This is a genomic window from Pseudomonas sp. DTU_2021_1001937_2_SI_NGA_ILE_001, assembly GCF_032463525.1.
Taxonomy (GTDB): Bacteria; Pseudomonadota; Gammaproteobacteria; order Pseudomonadales; family Pseudomonadaceae; genus Aquipseudomonas.
On sequence record NZ_CP135971.1, the window covers coordinates 675,525 to 694,837 of the forward strand.

Below are 19,313 nucleotides of genomic sequence, written 5' to 3' on the forward strand. Positions count from 1 at the left end.
ATGAACACGATCCGAATCGCCATCATCGGCCTGGGCTCGCGTGGCTTGAGCGTGCTGGAACAGTTCATCGCCCTGAGCCGTGAGCACCCGCAGCTGGCGTTGCAGCTGGAGCTGTTCGACCCGCAGACGCCCGGCAGCGGCCTGCATCATGCCGAGCAGCCGGACCACCTGATGCTCAATACCATGGCTGGGCAGTTGTCGGCGTTCTGCACCGCGCACCCGGCCAGCCAGCCGCCGGGGCCGACCTTCCTGCAGTGGTGCCAGGCCCAGGATCTGCGCCTGGATACGCGGGGCCACCTGGCGCCGCAAGGCACGGGGCGCCCCATCGGCTTCGGCGATTTCGTGCCGCGGCGGTTGCTGGGCCGCTACCTGCGCGACGCCTACCAATGGCTATTGGCCCATTGCCCGGCGTCACTCAAGGTGCTGGAGCATCGACAACGGGTTTGCCGGGTACGCCCGGCGTTGGCCGGGCCGGGCTGGGTGCTGGACAGCGAACAGGGCGAGCACGGCCATTTCGATGGGCTGTTCATCACTACTGGGCATGCCCCGTCGCTGCCTTTGACCGAGCCCGGTGAACGGGTGGCTATCGAGGGCCTGGGCCTGACCGCCATGGATACCTTGGCAGCGCTGACCGAAGGGCGCGGCGGGCGCTTCTGCGCCGACCACAGCCTGGCCGGCTGGCGTTACCAGCCCAGTGGCCGGGAGCCGCGCATCTGGCTGTTTTCGCGCAGCGGCCTGCCGTTCCACGCTCGCCCGCAAGGTGCCGCAGCAGCGCACCTGCCATGGCCCCGGTTGTTCTTCACCGTCGAAGCCATCGACGCGTTGCGGCGGCAGGCGCCAGACGGCCAGCTGGATTTCGCCGTCGAGGTGCTGCCGCTGATCGAGCAGGAAATGCGCGCGGTGTTCTACCAGGCCAGCGTGCAACGCCAGGCCCCCGACCAGCTTGCCGGACTGCAACAGGCGTTGCGCGACACCCGCGCGCCGCAAGTGCTGTTCGCCGAGCTGGCGCAGCGCTGGGGCGCATTCGAACCGGCGCGCTGGCTGGCTGGCGAAGGCTGGTCAGGGCAGGGCGCTGATTACGCTGCCTGGTTCCGTCAGTGGATCGAGCACGACCTGCGGCGCAGCCGCCTGGGCGTGGCGGGCAGCCCGCTGACCCAGGCCCTGGAAGTGTGGCGCGACTGTCGTGACCTGCTGCGCCGGGTGGTTGACCACGACGGTTTGCACCCGGCTTCGACGCAGGCGTTCTATCAGCGCTTCGCCGGGCTCTCCAACCGCCTGGTGGGCGGTCCGCAGAAAGAGCGCTACGAAGACCTGCTGGCGTTGCTCGATGCCGGCGTGGTCCAGGTGTTGCCGCCGTGTATGGCGGTGCAGGAGGGCCAGCGGGTGTGGTTGCGCCCGCTGGATGGCAGCCAGCCGGCGCTGGAAGTCGACAGCCTGATCCACGCCCGCAACGCCCACAGCGGCCTGAGCCAGGCCTCCGGCAGCTTGCTTGGCGACCTGTTGCAACAGGGGCTGATTCGCGCCGCGCATCCGTACCCGGCCGACGGCGTGGCGGTCGACCCGGCGCACCGGGCGCTGCACCCCGACGGCACGCCACATCCCCGCCTGTGGCTGCTCGGCCCGGCGGTGGAGGGCAGCACCTTTTACAACCACTACGTGCCGACCCCCGACCCCCGTTGCCTGGCACCGTTGCAGGCCCGCCAGGCGGTGCAGGACTGCCTGGCCAGCCTGGCCATGCCCTGCGCGCTGGCGGGCTGACCTCTCACTTCACATTCGAACTCGACCCCAAGGAAATGACATGTACGCGATTCCCTACGAACTGACCTTGCTCACCGCCCTGGCCGGTGCCTTCATCGTGCTGATCATCAGTCCCGGACCGAACTTTCTGGTCATCACCCAGCTGTCGTACAGCCAGTCACGCCAGCAGGGTATCTGCGCCGGTCTGGGCGTGGCGTCCGGCAGCATCATCTGGGCGTTGCTGGCCGCCACCGGTCTGGGCCTGGTGTTCCAGCAACTGCCCTGGCTGCAGCCGGGCCTGCAATTGCTCGGCGGGGCCTACCTGACCTGGCTGGGCAGCAAGAGCCTGCGCAGCGCCGGCAGCCAGCCCGCCCCGCGTGACATCGGCGCCCTGGGCATCGGCTCGTTGAGCCGCGCCTACCGCTTTGGCCTGCTGACCAACATGACCAACCCCAAGGCACTGGCCTTCTACACCAGCGTGTTCACCACCGTGGCTGCACCGGGCCTGCCGCTGTGGGTGCGTGGCGCGGGCGTATCGATCATCGCGGTGCTGGCGATTTCCTGGTTCGTGCTGCTGGCCACGCTGTTCTCGATTCCGGCGGTGCAGGCGCGTTACCGGCGCATGAAGAAGGCCATCGACATCATCACCGGGCTGTTCATGGTCGGTTTTGGCGTGCGCCTGCTGCTCGGCCTGCTGTTGGCCTGACTTCACCCCCTCATTTGCCTACTGAAAGGACCCAGACCATGCACACCAGCAACTGGCATTACCCCACCTCCATCCGTGTCGGCGCCGGCCGCGTGCGCGAACTGCCCGACGCCTGCCGGGCCAGCGGCATCCGTCGACCCCTGTTGATTACCGACCGCGACCTGGGCGGCCTGCCGATGATCCAGCAGGCCCTGGACGATTGCCGTCGTGAACTGGGCCAGTGCGGCCTGTTCGACCAGGTCAAGGGCAACCCCACCGGCGGCAACGTCGCCGCAGGTCTGCAGGCCTACCGCGAGGGTGGCCATGATGGCGTCATCGCTTTCGGCGGTGGCTCGGCGCTGGATGCAGCCAAGGCCGTGGCGCTGATGACCGGCCAAAACCGTCCGTTGTGGGACTTTGAAGACATCGGTGACAACCACCTGCGTGCCGACCCCGACGGCATTGCGCCGCTGGTGGCCGTGCCGACCACCGCCGGCACTGGCTCGGAGGTCGGACGCGCGGCGGTGATCACCGACGAACAGGCCCGCGTCAAACGCACCCTGCTGCACATTCGCATGATGCCCAGGGTAGCGATTCTCGATGCACGGCTGACCCTTGGCTTGCCAGCCCAGTTGACCGCCGCCACCGGCATGGATGCTCTGACGCACTGTATGGAAGCCTGGTGTTCGCCGGCCTGGCACCCGATGGCCGAGGCGGTGTCGGTCAAGGGCCTGCAGATGATCCAGGAACACCTGCCCAGGGTGGTGCGCGACGGCCAGGACCTCGAAGCCCGCGAGCAGATGCTGGTGGCTTCCAGCCTCGGCGCGGCGGCGTTCCAGCGCGGCCTGGGGGGCGTACACGCTATCGCCCAGTCGCTGGGCGCGCTGTACGACCATCACCATGGCTTGCTCAATGCGATCCTGCTGCCCTACGTGCTGCTGGCCAACCAGCCGGCGTTGCAGCGGCAGATGGACGACCTGGCGCATTACCTGCGCCTGCCCAAGTCGGGTTTCAGCGGGGTGATGGACTGGCTGCTGGCGCTGCGCGAGGGCAGTGGCATTCCACACAGCCTGGCGGCGCTGGGTATCGACGAGCGCGATGCCGAGCTGGTCGGGCGCATGGCCTACGCCGATGGCTGTTCGCACACCAACCCGATACGGCATGACGCTGAGGCCTACACACGGATCTTCTGCCATGCCCTGCGGGGAATGTGATGACCCACGCACTGCAAGCGCTGTGGCACCGCGCGGTGGACAGCGGGCGCATCGTCGGCGGTGTGCTGCTGCTGGCCGAGGCGGGCAAGATTCGCTATGCCTCGGCCCGCGGCTGGGCCGACCGTGAGGCGGGCCGGTGCATGCAGCGCGACACGCCGCTGCGCCTGGCCTCGCTGAGCAAGCTGCTGAGTTCGGTGACGGTATTGCGCCTGGCCGAGCTGGGCCAGTTGGACCTGGACGGCGCGGTCAGTGACTGGCTGGACTACTTCACCCCGCGCCTGGCCGACGGCAGCCCGGCACGCATCAGCCTGCGCCAGCTGCTGTGTCACACCGCCGGCCTTGGCTACGGCTTCGAACTCCCACCCGGGCATGCCTACTGGCGGGCCGGGGTGTCCGATGGCCTGGACAGCGCGACGCTGAGCCTGGAGCAGAATCTGCGGCGGCTGGCCGAGCTGCCGCTGCTGTTCGCGCCGGGTAGCGCCTGGCGCTATTCACTGGCCACCGACGTGCTCGGTGCGATGATCGAGGCCGCCAGCGGGCTGCCTTTGGCCGCTGCTATCCAACTGCATGTCACAGGCCCCTTGCAGATGCAGGCCACCGGCTTTGCTGGTGACCAGCACCTGGCGCGGGCCTACAAGGACACTTCAGGGCTGCCGGTGCTTATCGGCGAGGATGACACCCTGCAGCTGGACGGCGGCGTGGCAAGGCTGAGCGCCCGGCGCATCTGGCAGGCCGACGCCTACGCTTCGGCCGGCGCCGGACTGGTGGGCACGGCGGATGATTACCTGCGCTTGCTGGAGTGCCTGCGCCAGGGCGGCGCTCCGCTGCTGAGCCCGGCCAGCACGGCATTGCTGCTGGGAAATGCGCTGGGCGATCTGCCCATGGCCAGCCGCGGTCCCGGCTGGGGCTTCGGCCTCGGCCCGGCGATTCTCACCGACCCGCGCCGCGCCGGTCAGCCGCAAGGCCCAGGCACCTGGGGCTGGTGCGGCCTGTACGGCTGCCACTACTGGGTCGACCCTCAGGCGCAACGCAGCCTGGTGGTGCTGACCAATACGGCGGTGGCGGGGGCCTGGGGGGCCTTGGCGGATGGCCTCGTGGCGGCGCTTTATTGATGGGGCTGATTGGCTCGGTGCTTTGCCACAACGGGCGGCGTGGGGGTGAGCGGTGCGCGGTAGGCGCGAATCCCCCGGCACTGGGGGTAGTCGCTGCAACCCCAGAACTGCCCGCCCGCGTTGGGGCCGGTGCGGGCCGTTTTCATGAGCATGGGTTTCTTGCAGTGCGGGCAGCCGGGCGCCATCGTCGATACGGGTGCGGGTGCGGGTGCGGGTGCGGGAGGCGCTGGCATTGCTGGCTGTGCTGGCGGCATCGGCGCCTCAGGCGCCGTTACCGGACTGCCGGACGGCTCGACACGTTCGTCGATCCAGCGCTGCAGTACCGCACCATCGACCAATTGCAGGTTACGGCCGTGCCCGAAGTCTTCGGCAGCACGGGTGAAACGCCCGCTGGTGACCACGTAACCGCCTACTGCGCCTTCGGCGGCCATTACGCCGTACAGCTCACGTACGACGGCGACGCCTACTTGCTGTGCGCGCCAGTGCTTGCACTGCACCAAGTAGGTTTCGCCATCACGCTGCAAGCGCAGGTCCACCCCGCCATCCGGACCTGCGCCTCGGTTCTCCTGGACCACGAAGCCCTGGCGCCGCAGCGCTTCCCCTACGGCCAACTCAAACTCCCGCCACGTGAGGTTGACCAGTTTATTGCCGCCCGGCTTGGCGAGGGACTCCAGCAACTGGCGGCGCTTGCGTCGGCCCACGAACGACGCCACCGCAGCACTGGCGAACACCAAGGGCAGAAAGAACTGCCCGAAGGTGGCCATGCCCTTGAATGCTGAACTGATCAACGCCTTGTCGATGTGTCGCGGGTCTACCCCCACTGGGGTGGCGGCCAGGGCGTGCAACAGCGCCGCAGAGGTGATAGCCAAGGCAACGTTGGCCCACCAGGGCAGGACGCTGGCGAGCTGCAGCAGAGCAGTAAATGGCGAGATTTTCTTAGGTGACATGGCGGGGCTGGACACATCCGTGTAGGGCGCTGACCGCGCCGTCGATAGCGCGATCAGTCAGGCGACGACTGGCTGAAAGGGGTGGGTGATAGCCATATAATATCATGGTAAAAGTGTGTCGGAAATTTCATCCAGCCCGCCAAGGAAAGCACCCATGATAAAGGCAGTCACTTGCACCCTTGCGTTACTCGCGTCCGTTTACTGGCTGCCGCTGCAAGCCAAGGAAGCCCAGGTTTCCGATGCCGAAATCGTCCAGCGCCTGATCGACGCGTCGATTGCCGGTTATTCCGGCGCCTGCCCGTGTCCGTACAACACGGCGCGTAACGGCAGCCGCTGCGGCAAGCGCAGCGCCTACAACCGCGCTGGCGGCTATACGCCGTTGTGCTACGAGGAAGACGTGAGCAAGAGCATGGTGCAGGACTATCGCAAGCGCATGAAACTCTAGGTTTTGTACGAAAAGTCGGCGAGCGAATGTCAGGCAAGGCGCAACGAGCGAAGCGAGTAACAGCCGTAGGCTGACCCGAAGGGCGAGCGCCAGCGAGTCAAAACAGGCGAGGAACGGTCGGAGTCGCGGGCGACTTTACTGGAGTAAATGAGCATTCCGACCGGGTGGCGATCCACCGGGCTGGCGATCCAGCCTGTTTTTAACGCAGCATGGCCGAGCGTAGGCACTTTTCGTACAAAACCTAAGCCACTGGCTCGAATGCCGAGCACCACCTAACCTGATGCATGGAACCCCTGGCCGGGCGCTCCCTCAAAAAGGTGTCGCTCAATAACCCATCCAGGGATCAGGAGGCGTGTATGTCCAGGCACAACGTTGTCGAGAGTCTGTACGCATGGGTGATGATCGTGGCGATCATCAGTGTCTTCAACATCCAATACCTGATAAACGCCTTCCTCATCGGTATCTTCCTTTGCCTGGCCTATGTGCCGGCCTATCGCCTGCTGGGCCAGACCGTGCAGAACGTCGAACGCCAGGTGCTGCTGCGTTTCGTCGGTATCGGCTTTCTCATGGCCCTTGTGGCGCTGTGCGTGCTCGGTGACGAGTCACGCGGCAACGCCATGGTCGCGACCCTGCTGGGCTACGCGGCGGCACGCCCGGCACGGATGATGGTGGGCAATTATCTGCTGGCGGAAGATTGAGCAATCGCCCTCATGCTCCGGTGTAAAGCGTAATCGACTGCTCCCGATACGCTGGGTCGGGTTCTCGCCAAAAGGGGCGTGACTCGCGTGTCGGATCACTTACCCGCCTTGCGTTGCCACTTGACCACTGCCATTTTTGTTCAGGCTTGTGAATGACCTGATCGGGTTTCTAAGTAGCGGTGGCAGTTAATTGCTAATGGGTCTCATGACAGACTAGGCCGTTGCGCAGTGGATCACTTGTCAGGCGAGACGTTGATTTAATTCAGAAATGACGTACGTGTTGTCGACGGTCACTCGTTTATTTTCCATCCGAACGTTAGTATGGCCATTTTTAAAATAACGCGAGCCGCGAGCTGTTTTTGGAACGGCTTGCTGGGTCCGAAAATGTCCGACCTTGCCTGAGGCTGCCAGCCTTATGGGGGACAGCGAAAAAAACCTCCGCCGCACGCTAAAGCCCAGCGCGCGATAGACGATAAGCAGGTGTAAACCTGCATGAAAATCTGCTTGCCCCTGCCATAACTATACGAATACGCGAAGCCACACACGGACGCATGGCTGAGTCTGGAGCACCCCTCATGTTTAATAAACTTAGCATTTCGCAAAAGCTTTACCTCAGTTTCGCCACCGTCTGCGTCATCATTGCCATTCTGGTAGCAGGTGCCTATAGAGGGTTTGAACAAGTTCAAGAGGCCACGGACAGCAACCTGCATACTTATCAGGTACTGGGTGACACTCAATCGGCGCTAGAGCAGTTGATCAATATCGAAACCGGTATGCGTGGCTTCGTTATTGCGTCCAAGGACACTTTTCTGGAACCGCTTATTGCTGGGGAAAAAGTTTTCGCTGAAAAACTTCAGTCACTCAGAAAGTTGACCGCCGACAACCCGGAGCAACAACGACGCTTGTCACAGCTGGATGAAACACAGAAGCGCTGGATGAACGAGGATGTCAATCCGATCATCGCGCTGCGCAAGGACCTGACCGCCCGCAATCAGCCGGATGACGAACTGGACAAACGCATTACCGCCGGTGCCGACAAGGCCAAGATGGACAGCATGCGGGCGACCCTGGCTGAGATCAAAGGCGCCGAGAACCAGTTGCTCGTCAAACGCAGCCAGCACATGAAGGACGCGAAGGACTTGGCGTTGATGATCCTGATCTGGGGTGGCCTGGCTGCCGTCGTCTTGTCGCTGGTCATGGCTGCGACCCTGGCGCGCAGTACCACGGCACGCCTGCAGTTGGCCATTGATGCCGCTACCGCGATTGCCAACGGCAAGCTGGATACCGTGATCGACACCAGCAGCCATGACGAGCTGCCGAAAGCCTTCGACCGCATGCAGAAGCGCCTGCGTGAGACCATTCAACAGATCAACCAGGCCGCGCGCGAGCTGGTGGTTGCCGTGCAGCAGATCTCCGGTGCTTCCACGCAGCTGTCCGGGGCCATTCATGAGCAGTCGACTTCAGCCTCGGCGATGGCTGCGACCATCGAAGAGCTGACCGTCAGCATCCACCACGTGTCGGAGAACGCCGACGAGGCCCACCAGATCGCCAGCCAGTCGGGCGAGCAATCCAAGGAAGGCGCACAGGTCATCGAGAGCACGCTGTCGAGCATGAGCGGCATCGCCAAGACCGTGCAGCACTCCTCGGCGCAGGTCGCCGACCTGGGTCAGCATTCGGAGCACATCTCCTCGATCATTGGTGTGATTCAGGGCATTGCCGACCAGACCAACCTGCTGGCGCTCAACGCCGCCATCGAGGCTGCACGTGCCGGCGAACAGGGCCGTGGTTTTGCCGTGGTGGCCGATGAAGTGCGCCTGCTGGCACAGAACACCGGCAAGTCGACCAAGGAAATCTCCGGCATGATCGAAAAGATCCAGGCCGGGGTGCGTGACACCGTCGAAACGATGCGCAGTGGTGTGGATGAGGTGAACCAGGGCGTGGCCATGGCCGGTACGGCGGGGCAGGCGATCATCGGTATTCGCGACAGCTCCAGCAAAGTGCTGCATGTCGTCGACCAGATCTCCTTCGCCCTGCGTGAGCAGACCGCTGCCAGCCAGGACGTAGCGCGCAGCGTGGAACGTTCGGCGCAGATGGCCGAGCAGAACAACCAATCGGTGCAAGAACTGCTGAAAACCAGCGGCAACCTCAACACCCTGGCCGCCGGCCTGCAGCGCGAAGTGGCCAAGTTCCAGGTCTGAACCGGAAAGGCCCGGTAGGGGCTTCAGCCGCGAAGAGCCCAGCGCAGCCTTCGCAGCCGAAGCCGTTCCTGCATCCTGCCGCTGGGTAAGCCGCGTCTGGTCAGGCCCGGGCGAACTGCTTGCGGTAGCTGGTGGGGCTGACCCCGACCAGATTGCGAAAATGCCGCCGGAACGACTCCTCGGAACCGAAGCCGCTCTTTTCCACCACTTCGATCAGCCGCACCTTGGGCGATTCCAGCAGTTCCTTGGCGTAGGCGACGCGTTCGCCCAGCAGCCAGTCGTAGGGCGTCAGCCCGGTGCACTCCATGAAGCTGCGGTGCAGGGTGCGGGTGCTGACGGCGGCCTTGTCGGCCATGTCCTTGATGGTGATCGGGCGCTGCAGGTCGCTGCGGATCCAGTCCATGAGGTTGGAGATTGGCGCGTCGCTGGTGCTCACCAGCTGGCGCGTGGCGTATTGTGACTGGCCGCCTTCGCGATGCGGCGGGATGACCATGCGCTGGGCGACCATGTTGGCCACCTTGGCGCCGTGGTCCTTGCGCACCAGATGCAGCATCATGTCCAGCCCGGCGGCAGAGCCGGCGGCCGTGACGATGTGCTCCTCATCCACGTACAGCTCATTGGGCTGGATGGTCAGCTCCGGGTACATGCTGGCCAGCAGGTCGGTGAAGCGCCAGTGGGTGGTGACCTTGTGGCCGTTGAGCAGGCCGGCGGCGGCCAGCACGAAGGCACCGGTGCAGATCGAGCAGATCCGCGCGCCGCGTGCATGCGCGGCTTGCAACTGTTCGATGAGGCGGGCTGGCACTTCGGCCTCTACGCCGCGCCAGCCGGGCACGATGATGGTGTCGGCGTTCTCCAGCAGCACGTCGCCAGCGGTGGGGGTGATGGTGATGCCACCCGCAGCGGTGATCGGCCCATCGTCCACCGCGTAGGTGGCGAACTCATACCAGGGTACGCCCAGTTCCGGGCGCTTGAGGGCGAATACCTCGACGGTGCAGCCGAATTCGAAGGTGCACAGCTGGTTATAGATGAGGGCGACGACCAGATGATTCTTCATGGCGGGATGTGACCGGATATTGGCATTACCGACAGTAGTTGCCCCTGATGCTACTCAGTAATCTGCCTCCTGTCACTCAGGGCCTGTCCCCCAGGCCGTGGCGCCCGTCCGGTGCGCCACGCAGCGCCACGCGACAGGCCCTGGATGGAGTCATTTTTTCAGGGGAGCCCATACAACATGACACTCAATATCGGCATCTACGTATTCGACGACGTCGAAGTACTGGACTTCGCGGGGCCCTATGAAGTGTTCACCACCGCGACCCGCATGCATGCCCGCAACAGCCGCGACGAGCGTCCGCTGTTCAACGTCTTCACCATCGGTCGCAGCACCGCGCCGGTGCGCGCCAGGGCCGGGCTGAAGGTCGACCCGGACTACGCCATCGATGACCACCCGCACCTCGACTGCCTGGTGGTGCCGGGCGGCGTGGTCACCGCCGAGCTGGAAAAGCGCGATGTCATCGACTGGATCAGCGGCCAGGCGGTGCCCGACCGCCTGGTCGCTTCCGTATGCACCGGCGCTTTTCTGCTGGCACAGACCGGCAAACTCAATGGTCGCCAGGTGACCACCCACTGGGAAGACATCGCCGACCTCAAGGAAATGTTCCCGTCCGTGGACGTGCTCAGCACCTTGCGCTGGGTGGATGAAGGCGCGTTCATCACCTCGGCCGGTATCTCTGCCGGTATCGACATGAGCCTGCACCTGGTCGAGCGTCTGCACGACCGTGCCCTGGCCGAGCGCACTGCGCTGCAGATGGATTTCGACTGGACCGAGAACGACTGACGAGTCGCCATCCCTGGCCGTGGCCATGCCGCCGTCAGGACCTGCATCGTTCAAAGCCTGGCCTGCAAGCCGTGTCTTGCGGCCGGGCATGGTGCGTTTGCAGCGGCCCTCTCGCCTAGGTTCTGTACGAAAAGTCGCCGAGCGCAGGCACTTTTCGTACAGAACCTAGCGTTTTACACCTGCCTGAACCCAGGCCTGCGTCCCCTCGCCATGCAAAGTGCAGGAACACATGAGAACCCACTTCTTCAAGATCGTCCAAACCGTCGCGCAGCATGGCTCTTTCTCGGAAGCCGCAGCCATTCTCGGTTGCAGCCAGTCCAACATCAGCTACGCCATCAAGGAAGTCGAAGACTACTTCGAAAAGCGCCTGTTCATCCGCAGCCGCACCGGTTGCACCCTCACCCCGGAAGGCAAGGTCATCAGCCAGACCCTGGGTCAGATGCTGGCGACCCTCGAACAGCTAAAAAAAATGGAGTCAGCGGCTCCGTTGCCATCCACTACAGCACCCATGTACAGGAAACCAATCTCGGTCCCTCACTGGATTACCTCGCCCGGCACTACCCGGACATTCAACTGAGCGTGTTGCATACGCATCAGCTACAGCCCAGCCTCGACCCCCTGCAGCGCGAAGCGGCCGATATCCTCATTCTGCCGAGCACCGTGCTCGACGAGCAGCACATCGAGCACCATCGTTGGTCAGATCACTACGTGCTGGTGATCGCCCGCAGCATTTGCAAGCGTGCCGTCCCGCTGACCGACCTGGTGCGCGGTGTGCGCTACGTGGCCTGGCGGCATCCCGGCCAGGATCATCTGTACGCCCAGCTGGCCGCCGCGCAGTTGCGCCTGAGTCATCGCGGCGAACTCAGCTGCCTGGACACCCTGCTGGACCTGGTCAGCAAGGGGCACTGCCTGGCGGTACTGCCCAGTGCCTTGCTGCCGGTCAGCGATCCCGGCCTGGAATACCTCAGCCTGCCGGTGCCGGTGAAGCGGCGGATCAGCGTGGTGGCGCGGCCGACGTCGCTGTTGTCCAACGCTGCCAATGTGGTGATCGAGGCCCTCAAAAAAGCCCCGGCCCAGCCCCCTCGGCGTCTGGAACGGGTGTAGCGCGCCTGCTTGTCGATGCAACGAATGCCGCACGGGAGGTTCTACAGCTTAGGAAAGAATCCATCGGGGGTGCAGGCCCCCGGGTCGTGCAATCGCAAATGGATGAACGGACCCCATGACGAAACCGGACAAACACTACGTCGACTGGCTGGTGGAGCAGTCGATGCTGCAGGCCGCCAGGCAACGGGCAAAAACCTACGGCGGGCAGGGCAGGCTCTGGCAGCGGCCCTTCGCCCATGCGCGGCCACGCGACGCCACGGCGATTGCCTCGGTGTGGTTCACCGCCTACCCGGCGTCCATCGTGACCCGCGAGGGTGGCTCGGTACTCGAAGCCCTGGGTGATGAAAACCTTTGGCGGGCGCTGTCGGAAATCGGCATCCAGGGTATCCACAACGGGCCATTGAAACTCTCTGGTGGCCTGCAGGGGTATGAGCGCACGCCCAGCGTGGACGGCAACTTCGACCGCATCAGCTTCGGTATCGACCCGGACCTGGGCGAAGAAAGCCAACTGCTCAACCTCAGCCGCATCGCCGCCGCGCACAACGCCGTGGTGATCGACGACGTCATTCCCTCGCACACCGGCAAGGGCGCGGACTTCCGTCTTGCCGAGATGGCTTATGAGGATTACCCCGGCCTTTACCATATGGTCGAGATCCGCGAAGAAGACTGGCCGCTGCTGCCGCCGGTGCCGGAAGGCCGCGACGCGGTGAACCTGCTGCCCGAGACGGTCGACCTGCTGCGCGACAAGCACTACATCGTCGGCCAGTTGCAGCGGGTGATCTTCTTCGAGCCAGGGGTCAAGGAAACCGACTGGAGCGCCACCGACGAAGTGGTGGGCGTGGACGGCAAGACCCGGCGTTGGGTGTATCTGCATTACTTCAAGGAAGGCCAGCCGTCGCTGAACTGGCTGGACCCCAGCTTCGCCGCCCAGCAGATGATCATCGGCGATGCCCTGCACGCCATCGACGTCATGGGCGCGCGGGTGCTGCGCCTCGATGCCAATGGTTTCCTTGGCGTAGAGCGCAAGCTCGAAGGCGGCGCCTGGTCGGAAAGCCACCCGCTGTCGATCACCGGCAACCAGTTGCTTGGCGGGGCGATCCGCAAGGCTGGCGGGTTCAGCTTCCAGGAGCTGAACCTGACCGTTGATGACATCGCCACCATGTCGCACGGCGGGGCCGACCTGTCCTATGACTTCATCAACCGCCCGGCCTACCAGCATGCGCTGGTCACCGGCAATACCGAGTTCCTGCGCCTGATGCTGCGCCAGGTGCATGCCTTCGGCATCGACCCGGCGTCGCTGATCCATGCGTTGCAGAACCACGACGAGCTGACCCTGGAGCTGGTGCATTTCTGGACCCTGCACGCCCACGACACCTACCACTACCAAGGCCAGACCTTTCCCGGGAACATCCTGCGCGAGCACATCCGCGAAGAGATGTACGAGCATCTGGCCGGCGAGCATGCGCCTTACAACCTCAAGTTCGTCACCAATGGCGTGTCGTGCACCACCGCCAGTGTCATCACGGCAGCGCTGGGCATCCGCGACCTGGACGCGATCACCGAGGCGGACATCCAGCAGATCCAGCACATCCACCTGTTGCTGGTGATGTTCAACGCCATGCAGCCGGGGGTATTCGCGCTGTCGGGCTGGGACCTGGTGGGGGCCTTGCCGCTTGCTGCCGAGCAGGTACAGCACCTGATGCAGGACGGCGACACACGCTGGATTCATCGTGGCGCCTATGATCTGGTCGACCTCAATCCGCAGGCCGAAGTCTCGACCGGCGGCATGCCCAAGGCCCGTGCGCTGTACGGCAGCCTGGTCGAGCAGTTGCAGCGCCCGGATTCCTTCGCCTCGCAGTTGAAGAAGATCCTCGCCGTGCGCCGCGCCTATGACATCGCCGCGAGCCGCCAGGTCCTCATACCGGATGTCGAGCACCCCGGCCTGTTGGTGATGGTCCATGAGCTGCCGGCGGAAAAGGGCACGCAGATCACCGCGTTGAACTTCAGCAACCAGCCGATCACCGAAACCCTGCATCTGCCGGCGGACATCGTGCCCGGCCCGATGGTGGACATTATCAACGAGCGGGTCGAGGGTGACTTGAGCGAGCAGGGTGAGTTCACCATCAACCTGGATGCCTACGAGGCGCTGGCGCTGCGGGTGGTCAGCCACCTGGTGTAGCCGCGTGCCTTGAGGGTGGAGCCGCTTGCGCCGCTACGCATTGCGTCTGCTTGGGGCGTAATGCGGCGAAAGCCGCCGCGGCCGGTCGGGCTTATGGACCGGCCCGGTAAACGTGCTTTAATACGCGGCTTCCAAGGGGCGGGTGCCCACTCTTCGACTTCTTTCATGCAAGGCGGTTATGGACACGGGCACACGACTCAAGCTGGTTCGCGAAAGCCACAAATTGTCCCAGCGCGAGCTGGCCAGGCGCAGTGGGGTAACCAACGCCACCATTTCGCTGATCGAGCAGAACCGCGTCAGCCCTTCCGTGAGTTCGCTGAAGAAGCTTCTCGAAGGCATCCCGATGACCCTCGCCGAGTTCTTCACTTTCGACCAGCCGCCCGGGCAGGCGCCGGAGCGCTATGTGTTTCGCGCCGCCGACCAACCGGACCTGGGCCGCGACGGGTTGCGCCTGTTGCTGGTCGGCGCAACCCTTCCGCAGCGACAGATGCGCGTGCTGCGCGAGTTGTACGCGCCCGGTGCCAGCTCCGGTGACGAGCCCATCGTGCACAGCGAGGGCGAAGAGTGCGGCCTGGTGACCCGCGGCACCATCGAGCTGACTATCGACGGGCAGGTGAATGTCCTGGGCCCAGGCGATGGCTACTACTTTCCTACCACCTTGCCGCACCGTTTTCGCAACATTGGCCAGGACGAGGCCGAGATCATCAGCGCCAACACGCCGGCGAACTTTTAACGGCCAGTCCTCAGGCAATGATCCTTCAGGCGCGCTTCGCGGCTACAAACAATACTGTCCGATTAAGCGCTTTGCGGGAGCGAGCTGGCTCGCGAAGGCGCCAGGAAATTCACTGCATCGGTTGTGAACGGGCGGTCGCTTCGCGGCTGAAGCCGCTCCCACCCGGCTAACTGACCGGTATTGTGGCTACAAAGGCTGAAAAGCGTCCGAACTGACAGGGCTGTCTCGAGCGGCGCAGGCGTCTGCCGACCACCGATCCATTTCCATTTGCCAGCATTGGATGGTCTGGTTACTGTGCGCCCATCCAGTATTCGGTAACCCCCTTGAGCCTCACCGATTCCTCTGCCGACTCGCCGCGTTATCGCGTGGCCGTGCGCGCCCTGTGCGAGTTCACCGCCAAGGCCGGCGACCTCGACCTGCGCTTCACGCCATCGCCCAGCGCCCAGGAGGGCATTGCCGGGCACCAGAAGGTGGCGGCGCGGCGGGGGCCTGAGTATCAGGCGGAAATTCCGCTCAGCGGTGAGTTCGAAGCGCTCAGCGTGCGCGGTCGCGCCGACGGCTACGACCCGCTGCTCAACCAGCTCGAAGAGGTCAAGACCTATCGCGGTGAGCTGGATGCCATGCCCGACAACCACCGTCACCTGCACTGGGCGCAGGTCAAGGTCTACGGCTGGCTGCTGTGCGAAGCCCGCGGCCTGGCGGAGGTCAATCTGGCGCTGGTGTACTTCAACGTGGCCACCGAACGCGAAACGCTGATCCGCCAGCGGCTGGGCCGTGAAGAGCTGCGTGCCTTCTTCGTGCACCAGTGCCAGCTGTTTCTCGACTGGGCGCGCCAGGAACTGGCGCATGCCGCCGAGCGCAACCAGGCCCTGACTCTGCTGAGCTTTCCCCATGTGCAGATGCGCAGCGGCCAACGGGTGCTGGCCGAATCGGTGTACAAGGCGGCGAGCACCGGCCGCTGCCTGATGGCCCAGGCGCCCACCGGCATCGGCAAGACATTGGGCACGCTGTTCCCGCTGCTCAAGGCCATGCCGGTGCGCCAGCTCGACAAGCTGTTGTTTCTCACCGCCAAGACCCCGGGCCGGCAACTGGCGCTGGACGCGTTGCAGACCCTCGACCGCCATGCGCAAGGTCTGCCGCTGCGGGTCCTGGAGCTGGTGGCCCGCGACAAGGCCTGCGAACATCCCGACAAAGCCTGCCATGGCGAAGCCTGTCCGTTGGCCAAGGGGTTCTACGACCGCCTGCCTGCCGCGCGCCAGGCGGCGCTGCAAAGCGCCTGGCTGGATCGGGCCGGCGTTCGCGACACGGCGCTGGCGCATGGCATCTGCCCCTATTACCTGAGCCAGGAACTGGCGCGCTGGGCCGACGTGGTGGTCGCCGACTACAACTACTGGTTCGACCTCAGTGCGCTGCTGTTCGGCCTGGCGCAGCTCAACCAGTGGCAAGTCGGCGTACTGGTCGACGAGGCGCACAACATGGTCGAGCGCAGCCGCGCGATGTACAGCGCCAGCCTCGACCAGCAGAGCCTCGCCGAGGTCATCCCCACCGCACCGGAGCCGGTGAAGAAGGCGCTGCAACGCCTCAACCGCCAGTGGAATGCCCTGAACAAGGAGCACACCCAGAGCTACCAGGCCCTCGGTCAGCTGCCGGAGCGTCTGCTGGGCAGCCTGGGCGGTTGCATCACTGCGCTGAGCGACCACTTCAACGCGCATCCGCAGCAGGCCACCGACGCGGCCCTGCAGGGCCTGTACCTGCAATTGATCGGCTTCACGCGCATCGCCGAGCTGTTCGACGAGCATTTCATCTGCGATGTCACCCGCCGCGACCTCGGCCGCCAGCGTGTGCGTTCGCGCCTGAGCCTGCGCAATGTGGTGCCGGCACGCTTCATCGGTCCACGGTTGGCGGCGTCGCGCAGCACCGTGCTGTTCTCCGCGACGCTCACGCCGCAGCCGTTCTACACCGACCTGCTGGGCCTGCCGGCCGGTACGGTATGGATCGACGTCGAATCGCCTTTTTCCGCCGAACAGTTGCAGGTGCACGTGGTCAGCCGGATCTCCACGCGCTACACCCACCGCCACGCCTCGCTGGCGCCGATCGTCGAGCTGATGGCCGCGCAGTACTGCGAGCGACCGGGCAACTATCTGGCGTTCTTCAGTAGTTTCGATTACCTGCAACAGGTGCTGGAGCGGCTGCGCCAGGTCCATCCGGAACTGCCGGTGTGGAGCCAGGCCCGGGGCATGAGCGAGGCCGAGCGCGAGGCGTTTCTGGCGCGCTTCACGGCAGACGGGCAGGGCATCGGCTTCGCCGTGCTGGGCGGCGCCTTCGGCGAGGGCATCGACCTGCCGGGCGCGCGGCTGATCGGCGCGTTCGTCGCCACCCTGGGGCTTGCCCAGCTCAACCCGATCAACGAGCAGTTCAAGCAGCGTATGGCTGCGTTGTTCGGTGCGGGCTACGATTACACCTATCTGTATCCGGGCCTGCAGAAAGTGGTGCAGGCCGCTGGCCGGGTGATCCGCACCCGTGAAGACCGGGGCGTGGTGCATCTGATCGACGACCGTTTCGCCGAAGCCAAGGTGCAGCGCCTGCTGCCGCGCTGGTGGCAGATCGACTGAAGTCCGTCACGGGCTGAATCAAAGCCGAGCAACTTGGTCAGAGTGCCAGTAAACTGCCGCTGTCCGGCGCGCCCGGCAGTGATTTCTACTTTCTATGGAGGTTGCATGAGTCTCAGTCCACTCGCCGGCAAGCTGGCACCCGAGCATCTGCTGGTCGACATCCCACGACTGGTCACGGCCTATTACACCGGCCAGCCGGATGCCTCGGTGGCGACCCAGCGTGTGGCCTTCGGTACGTCCGGGCACCGCGGCACCTCCTTCGAGCTGAGTTTCAACGAATGGCACGTTCTGGCGATCAGCCAGGCGATCTGCCTGTATCGCAAGAGCCAGGGCATCGATGGCCCGCTGTTCCTCGGTGCCGACACCCACGCGCTGTCCACCCCGGCCGCCGCCAGCGCCCTGGAAGTGCTGGCCGCCAATGGCGTGCAGGTGATGATCGCCGAGAACGACGAATACACCCCGACTCCGGCGGTGTCCCACGCGATTCTCTGCTACAACCGCGGCCGCAGCAGCGGCCTGGCCGACGGCATCGTCATCACCCCGTCGCACAATCCGCCGCAGAGCGGCGGCTTCAAGTACAACCCGCCCAATGGCGGCCCAGCCGACAGCGACGTCACCAAGTGGATCGAGAACAAGGCCAATGAACTGCTGGCCGGCAAGCTCGCCGATGTCTCGCGCATCAGCCACGAGCAGGCCCTGCGCGCCGACACCACGCATCGCCATGACTACGTGAATACTTACGTGGCCGACCTGCAGAGCGTCATCGACCTCGAAGTGATCCGCAATGCCGGCCTGAAACTGGGTGTCGACCCGCTGGGCGGTGCCGGGGTGCGCTACTGGCAGGCCATCGCCGAGCACTACAAGCTCGATCTCGACGTGGTCAACCCGCATGTGGACGCGACCTTCCGCTTCATGAGCGTCGACTGGGACGGGCAGATCCGCATGGACCCATCGTCCAGCCACGCGATGCAGAGCCTCATCGGCCTCAAGGACCGTTACCAGATCGCCTTCGCCTGCGACCCGGACCACGACCGCCATGGCATCGTGACCCCCACTGGCGGGCTGATGACCCCCAACAGCTACCTGGCGGTGGCCATCGACTACCTGTACCAGAACCGTCCGCAGTGGCGCGCCGATGCAGCGGTGGGCAAGACCGTGGTCAGCAGCGGCCTGATCGACCGTGTCACCGCGCGCCTGGGGCGTCAGTTGTTCGAAGTGCCGGTGGGCTTCAAGTTCTTCGCCCAGGGCCTGTTCGAAGGCTCGCTGGGCTTTGGCGGCGAGGAAAGCGCCGGGGCGTCGTTCCTGCGTCGCGACGGGACGGTATGGAGCACCGACAAGGACGGCCTGATCCCGGCACTGCTGGCCGCCGAAATGACCGCACGCAGCGGCCAGGACCCGAGCCAGCGTTATGCCGCGCTGACCGCCGAGCTGGGCCAGCCGTTCTCCACCCGCGTGGACGCCAAGGCCAACCCGCAGCAGAAGGCCGCGCTGGGCAAGCTGGCGCCCGACCAGGTGAAATCCACCGAGCTGGCCGGCGAGCCGATCCAGCAGGTGCTCAGCCATGCGCCGGGCAACGGCCAGGCGATTGGCGGCCTGAAGGTGATGACCGCCAACGGCTGGTTCGCCGCGCGCCCGTCGGGCACCGAGGACATCTACAAGATCTACGCGGAAAGCTTCATCGGCGACGAGCACCTGCAACGTCTGGTCGGCGAAGCCCAGGCCCTGGTCGACCAAGCCATCGCCTGAGCCAGCGGCTTCGTCCGATTCGATGATGGCACGCTGCCAAGGCTGGAGCTTGGCAGCGTTTTTGGC

At 64.8% G+C, this 19,313-nt stretch carries 16 protein-coding genes; 14 read left to right on the forward strand and 2 right to left on the reverse strand.

Annotated elements, in window-relative coordinates; translation table 11 throughout:
• From RRX38_RS03010 to RRX38_RS03025, 4 genes are read left to right on the forward strand one after another with little or no spacing between them, the layout of a single operon-like run.
• Entirely contained in the window at positions 1-1,758 is a 1,758-nt protein-coding gene (locus RRX38_RS03010; protein ID WP_315961465.1) for an FAD/NAD(P)-binding protein, read from the forward strand.
• 40 nt (positions 1,759-1,798) lie between these two features.
• Entirely contained in the window at positions 1,799-2,443 is a 645-nt protein-coding gene (locus tag RRX38_RS03015; protein ID WP_315961466.1) for a LysE family transporter, read from the forward strand.
• 38 nt (positions 2,444-2,481) lie between these two features.
• The gene (locus tag RRX38_RS03020; protein ID WP_315961467.1) at positions 2,482-3,636 is read left to right on the forward strand and encodes an iron-containing alcohol dehydrogenase; all 1,155 of its coding nucleotides are present in this window, start codon (positions 2,482-2,484) and stop codon (positions 3,634-3,636) included.
• On the forward strand, positions 3,636-4,748 hold the full coding sequence (locus tag RRX38_RS03025) for a serine hydrolase domain-containing protein (protein ID WP_315961468.1): 1,113 nt from the start codon (positions 3,636-3,638) through the stop codon (positions 4,746-4,748). Before RRX38_RS03020 ends, RRX38_RS03025 begins: the two co-directional genes overlap by 1 nt.
• Here the strand turns inward: RRX38_RS03025 and RRX38_RS03030 are convergent.
• Positions 4,742-5,695, reverse strand: coding sequence for a restriction endonuclease (locus RRX38_RS03030; RefSeq protein WP_315961469.1), 954 nt, complete (start codon positions 5,693-5,695; stop codon positions 4,742-4,744). The genes RRX38_RS03025 and RRX38_RS03030 overlap by 7 nt on opposite strands.
• A gap of 154 nt (positions 5,696-5,849) precedes the next feature.
• Between RRX38_RS03030 and RRX38_RS03035 the strand changes: the two genes are divergently transcribed.
• From RRX38_RS03035 to RRX38_RS03045, 3 genes are all read left to right on the forward strand, one after another.
• The gene (locus RRX38_RS03035) at positions 5,850-6,140 is read left to right on the forward strand and encodes a hypothetical protein (RefSeq protein ID WP_315961470.1); all 291 of its coding nucleotides are present in this window, start codon (positions 5,850-5,852) and stop codon (positions 6,138-6,140) included.
• Positions 6,141-6,496: 356 nt separating this feature from the next.
• Positions 6,497-6,838, forward strand: a complete 342-nt coding sequence (locus tag RRX38_RS03040; RefSeq protein ID WP_315961471.1) for a hypothetical protein — start codon at positions 6,497-6,499, stop codon at positions 6,836-6,838.
• Positions 6,839-7,413: 575 nt separating this feature from the next.
• Positions 7,414-9,036 carry a methyl-accepting chemotaxis protein gene (locus tag RRX38_RS03045; protein WP_315961472.1) on the forward strand — a complete coding sequence of 541 codons (1,623 nt, stop codon included), beginning with the start codon at positions 7,414-7,416 and terminating at the stop codon, positions 9,034-9,036.
• Positions 9,037-9,136: 100 nt separating this feature from the next.
• Here RRX38_RS03045 and ftrA read toward each other — a convergent pair whose 3' ends face one another.
• Positions 9,137-10,090, reverse strand: coding sequence for a transcriptional regulator FtrA (gene ftrA / locus RRX38_RS03050; protein ID WP_315961473.1), 954 nt, complete (start codon positions 10,088-10,090; stop codon positions 9,137-9,139).
• A gap of 177 nt (positions 10,091-10,267) precedes the next feature.
• Here ftrA and RRX38_RS03055 point away from each other — a divergent pair, with 177 nt between their 5' ends.
• The 7 genes from RRX38_RS03055 to pgm all read left to right on the forward strand — a co-directional run bounded on the left by RRX38_RS03055 (position 10,268) and on the right by pgm (position 19,247).
• On the forward strand, positions 10,268-10,873 hold the full coding sequence (locus RRX38_RS03055; protein ID WP_315961474.1) for a DJ-1/PfpI family protein: 606 nt from the start codon (positions 10,268-10,270) through the stop codon (positions 10,871-10,873).
• A 229-nt stretch (positions 10,874-11,102) separates the two neighbouring features.
• Positions 11,103-11,450, forward strand: coding sequence for a LysR family transcriptional regulator (locus RRX38_RS03060; protein ID WP_315961475.1), 348 nt, complete (start codon positions 11,103-11,105; stop codon positions 11,448-11,450).
• A complete protein-coding gene (locus tag RRX38_RS03065; protein WP_315962624.1) occupies positions 11,366-11,977 on the forward strand; it encodes a LysR substrate-binding domain-containing protein in 612 nt (203 codons plus the stop codon). Before RRX38_RS03060 ends, RRX38_RS03065 begins: the two co-directional genes overlap by 85 nt.
• 115 nt (positions 11,978-12,092) lie before the next feature.
• Positions 12,093-14,156 (forward strand): maltose alpha-D-glucosyltransferase, encoded by a 2,064-nt coding sequence (gene treS, locus RRX38_RS03070; protein ID WP_315961476.1) that lies wholly within the window; start codon positions 12,093-12,095, stop codon positions 14,154-14,156.
• A 178-nt stretch (positions 14,157-14,334) separates the two neighbouring features.
• Positions 14,335-14,889, forward strand: a complete 555-nt coding sequence (locus RRX38_RS03075) for a cupin domain-containing protein (RefSeq protein WP_315961477.1) — start codon at positions 14,335-14,337, stop codon at positions 14,887-14,889.
• A gap of 323 nt (positions 14,890-15,212) precedes the next feature.
• Positions 15,213-17,501 (forward strand): ATP-dependent DNA helicase, encoded by a 2,289-nt coding sequence (locus tag RRX38_RS03080; protein ID WP_315961478.1) that lies wholly within the window; start codon positions 15,213-15,215, stop codon positions 17,499-17,501.
• Positions 17,502-17,606: 105 nt separating this feature from the next.
• Positions 17,607-19,247, forward strand: a complete 1,641-nt coding sequence (gene pgm, locus RRX38_RS03085; RefSeq protein ID WP_315961479.1) for a phosphoglucomutase (alpha-D-glucose-1,6-bisphosphate-dependent) — start codon at positions 17,607-17,609, stop codon at positions 19,245-19,247.
• The last annotated feature ends 66 nt before the right edge of the window (positions 19,248-19,313 follow it).